Annotated in this window: 5 protein-coding genes; all 5 read left to right on the forward strand. The window is 41.9% G+C overall.

Annotation, left to right across the window (positions count from 1 at the left end; genetic code table 11):
- Positions 1-421: hypothetical protein (locus FTU06_RS16570; RefSeq protein ID WP_180064291.1), on the forward strand; the 421-nt coding region annotated here is incomplete at its 5' end.
- Between the two features lie 215 nt (positions 422-636).
- Positions 637-1044: a tol-pal system-associated acyl-CoA thioesterase gene (gene ybgC, locus FTU06_RS16575; RefSeq protein ID WP_078190367.1), complete on the forward strand. Its 408-nt coding sequence runs from the start codon at positions 637-639 to the stop codon at positions 1042-1044.
- Between the two features lie 27 nt (positions 1045-1071).
- Positions 1072-1770 carry a protein TolQ gene (gene tolQ / locus FTU06_RS16580; protein ID WP_180064292.1) on the forward strand — a complete coding sequence of 233 codons (699 nt, stop codon included), beginning with the start codon at positions 1072-1074 and terminating at the stop codon, positions 1768-1770.
- The gene (gene tolR / locus FTU06_RS16585; RefSeq protein WP_078190369.1) at positions 1770-2219 is read left to right on the forward strand and encodes a protein TolR; all 450 of its coding nucleotides are present in this window, start codon (positions 1770-1772) and stop codon (positions 2217-2219) included. Before tolQ ends, tolR begins: the two co-directional genes overlap by 1 nt.
- Before the next feature lie 3 nt (positions 2220-2222).
- On the forward strand, positions 2223-3515 hold the full coding sequence (tolA, locus tag FTU06_RS16590; protein WP_180147620.1) for a cell envelope integrity protein TolA: 1293 nt from the start codon (positions 2223-2225) through the stop codon (positions 3513-3515).
- Positions 3516-3831 lie beyond the last annotated feature (316 nt).

The following is a 3831-nucleotide window of genomic DNA, read 5'->3' on the forward strand; positions in this document are numbered from 1 at the left end:
TAATATTTTAACTATTAAGCAATCGCCTTCTACATATCGTATAAAAAACCTGAGCTTCAACTATGCTTCTGCCCTCATTTTTATTGGGACGTACTATCACGACGACGTACAAGCTTTGGTCAAGGAAAACTTTAAGCCAGCAAAAATTAATACGTTGTATTTCAGCTTCTCATTCTTTGCTTTAGTCATACTCGTTTATGTGTTTTTCTGGATAGATCTACCTAATAAACTTTTACTCATGGTAGTTATTGGCCTTGGCTTTTGCTGCTTAACGTATATGTATGAATCTTTAAAAGCATTACTTCCAAAGCAACAGAAAAAGAAAATGGAAGAAACTCACTTTCATATTGCGGGATATTTAGCAGCTCATCTACAGGATTTTGTCGATGCAAAATTTAAATTAGATGAACAAACAAATTAAAAGCAGCCACTTTTTAACCAATAATTACAACTACGAAAGTTAAAGATTTACGTGAGTTGAAACCTTGTGCCATTGGACTGATGACTCACGGTGCTAAACTGCCCGTCATTGAAGCACTTGACGAATCATTGAATTATCGCCATTTTTAAATGCTCTAATTCTTTGCTGAAGTGCAGACCAATATTTTTCAGATTTTATAAAGACGGAACACTCTCATGGCGAATAAATTCGAATTCAACATTCGTGTATATATTGAAGATACAGATGCAGGTGGCATTGTTTACCACGCAAATCATATTCGCTTTATGGAACGTACCCGCACAGAATGGCTACGCGCTTCAGGTGTAGACCATTATTGGCATCAAAAAGATTACAACTTTGTCGTTCATAAAATTAATGTGAAATATTCACGTCCTATATTAATGGATGACCTGATTACTGTTACAGCAAGTGTAGTTTCGTGTAAGGCTACGTCATTTGTGTTGCAACAAAATATTTATCGTGGTGATATTATGCTGGCATCAGGTGAGGTAGAATTGGCATGTATCAGTGCAGAGATGAAACCCCGTCGCCTTCCTGATGAAATACGTGAACTGATTCTGAAAGAATTGGAACAAGATTAAAAAAATTATTTGGCACATGTAGTAACTATGGCAACTCAACTAGAATCAACACTCAAAGTTTCAGACCTAATCTTACAAGCAAGTCCTGTCGTACAACTGGTAATGCTCCTGCTGCTCTTAGCTTCGTTATTCAGTTGGTATCTGATTGCCAAGTTACACATGAGTTATAAAAAAGCGCAGGCCGATGATGAACATTTCCAAAAAATCTTTTGGTCTGGCGCCGAACTCAACACTTTATACAACAATGCTCAGCTCAACTCGAAACGTGTTGGCCTTGAAGATGTCTTCTATCAAGGTTTAGGCGAGTTTTTCAAACTTAAAAAACGTAATGCCAGTGCAGAACAATCAATTGAAGGTACAGAACGTATTCTTCGCGTGGGTTTAAGCCGTGACCAAGGACATTTAGAAAATGGTTTAGGCGCGCTTGCGAGTATTGGCTCAGTTGCTCCCTATGTTGGTTTATTTGGTACCGTTTGGGGCATTATGAATGCCTTTATTGGTTTGGCAGATGTTGACCAAGTCACCCTTGCTACGGTTGCTCCTGGTATTGCAGAGGCATTGATTGCAACGGCAATTGGTCTTTTTGCAGCGATTCCTGCTGTACTTGCATTTAACCATTTCACAGCCAAAGGTGAAGCCGTTTATAACGATCGTGCACTTTTTGCCGAAGAAATGGTTGCGTTATTACAACGCCAGTCTGTAGGTTCAACTCAGGACGATGACTAATGGCTATTCAACGTTCTGGACGCTTTGAGCGCATCAAAAAACCATTAAAAAGTGACATGAACGTCGTACCTTATATTGATGTCATGTTGGTTTTATTGGTGATTTTCATGGTCACTGCACCTATGATCACCACAGGTGTCAAAGTCGACTTACCACAGGCGAATGGCACGCCTATGCAAGCGGAAGATCGCCCTGCGATTGTTACACTTGAGGCGGATGGTACGATCAAACTCGAAGATAAAAATCATCAAAATGATGTACTCACACTCGATGAACTAAAATCTGTTTTAACTGCTTCACAAAATGAAGCCAACGAACAGAAAAAGCAAATGAGTGTCCTGATTAACGGCAGTGAATCTCGTCCTTATGGTGAAGTCATGAAACTCATGTCTGCCCTTCAAGATGCAGGTTTAACACAAGTAGGTTTACTGACTGAGCCATTAAAATAATTTATGAAAGATTTCAACAAGCCGCCTTTTAAACAAAAAGCCGTTGCGATTGGTTTCACACTAGGTGTGCATATCGTCGCTGTGGTTGGCTTACTTTATCTTGGCATGAGTAAACCACCTGAGCCCCCTAAAAAAATAACCACTGTTTTGGTAAAACCGGAAGATTTAAAACCTGTAACACGTGAAGTCACAGAGTTTGATGAAACCGCGCATGAAAATGTAGCTGAACAAATCACGCAAACAGCAGAACCTAGCGTTGAACCAGCACCCGAGATTCCAACGGCTGCACCACCTAAGCCAGCAGAACCACCTAAGGCAGATCCACAGATTGCTGCTCAACAGGCACGCGCTGCGGCAAAAGCACAGCAGCTTGCTGAACAAAAAGCTGCGGACAATGCAAAGCGTGCTCAAGAACAAGCTAAAGCGGCTGAAGCTGCAAAACTAAAAGCGCAACAAGAAGCCAAAGCGGATGCGGCTAAGGCAAAAGCAGATGCTACGGCGAAAGCCAATGCTGACGCAGCAAAACGTAAAGCAGATGCTGATGCAAAAGCCAAGGCTGAAAAAATCCGTGCCGATGCATTAAGAAAAGCAGAAGCTGACAAAGCCAAAGCTGCAGCAACGGCAAAAGCCAATGCAGATGCAAAAGCCAAGGCCAATGCAGATGCGGCGAAACGTAAAGCAGACGCCGATGCCAAAGCTAAAGCCAATGCGGAAGCTGCAAAACGTAAAGCTGATGCTGATGCAAAAGCTAAAGCCAATGCAGAAGCTGCAAAACGTAAAGCTGATGCTGATGCGAAAGCCAAGGCCAATGCGGAAGCTGCAAAACGTAAAGCAGATGCTGATGCCAAAGCTAAGGCCAATGCAGAAGCTGCAAAACGTAAAGCAGATGCTGATGCCAAAGCTAAGGCTGATGCAAAGGCAAAAGCCGATGCCGAAGCACGCGAACGTGCAGCCGAAGAAGCCAAAGCTTCATCTGCAAAAAAAGCAGCTGAAGAAGCAGCACAGAAAAAAGCTGAAGCGAAGAAAATTGCTTCAACAGCAAAACGTGATTTTGAAAATAGGATTAAGCGTGCGTGGGATACGCCTTCTGACTCTGCAGGTAAAACGGCGACTGCTCGCGTTACCCTTACGGAAAGTGGTTCAGTTCGATCAGTGATCGTGAACTCTAGTGACCCTGATATGAAAGCCAGTATTGAGGCTGCTGTTCGAGCTGCTGCACCATACCCAATGCCGAGTGACCCAGATGCAAAACGTGAAGCTCAAAGTTTTACGTCCACCTTCAAGTCATCACGTTAATTTTTAAATCCCTGCATTCGTTGCGGGGATTTTTTTATTTACTTACTGATGTTACGCAGTAACACCAGAAGCGTAATTTGATTTAAATAAAAGTATATGATACGCGGTAACGTCATCCGCAAGTGTTTGAGACAGGACTACTTTTAATCAAAAATGTTTTTGCGATACTTTGAATAATTTGACGCTAGTGAACGAGTTTTGCGGATGACAATGGTTTTGGGTACTTTTGCCAAAACAAAAGTACCTCCAGCCGAAGGCTAATCCCTTTATTCACCCCCTAGATGTAAGACTCCGTCGAATAGAATTAAAAATCATT

Origin of the sequence: Acinetobacter sp. YH12052, from assembly GCF_013419835.1 — a bacterium.
Classification (GTDB): Bacteria; Pseudomonadota; Gammaproteobacteria; order Pseudomonadales; family Moraxellaceae; genus Acinetobacter; species Acinetobacter amyesii.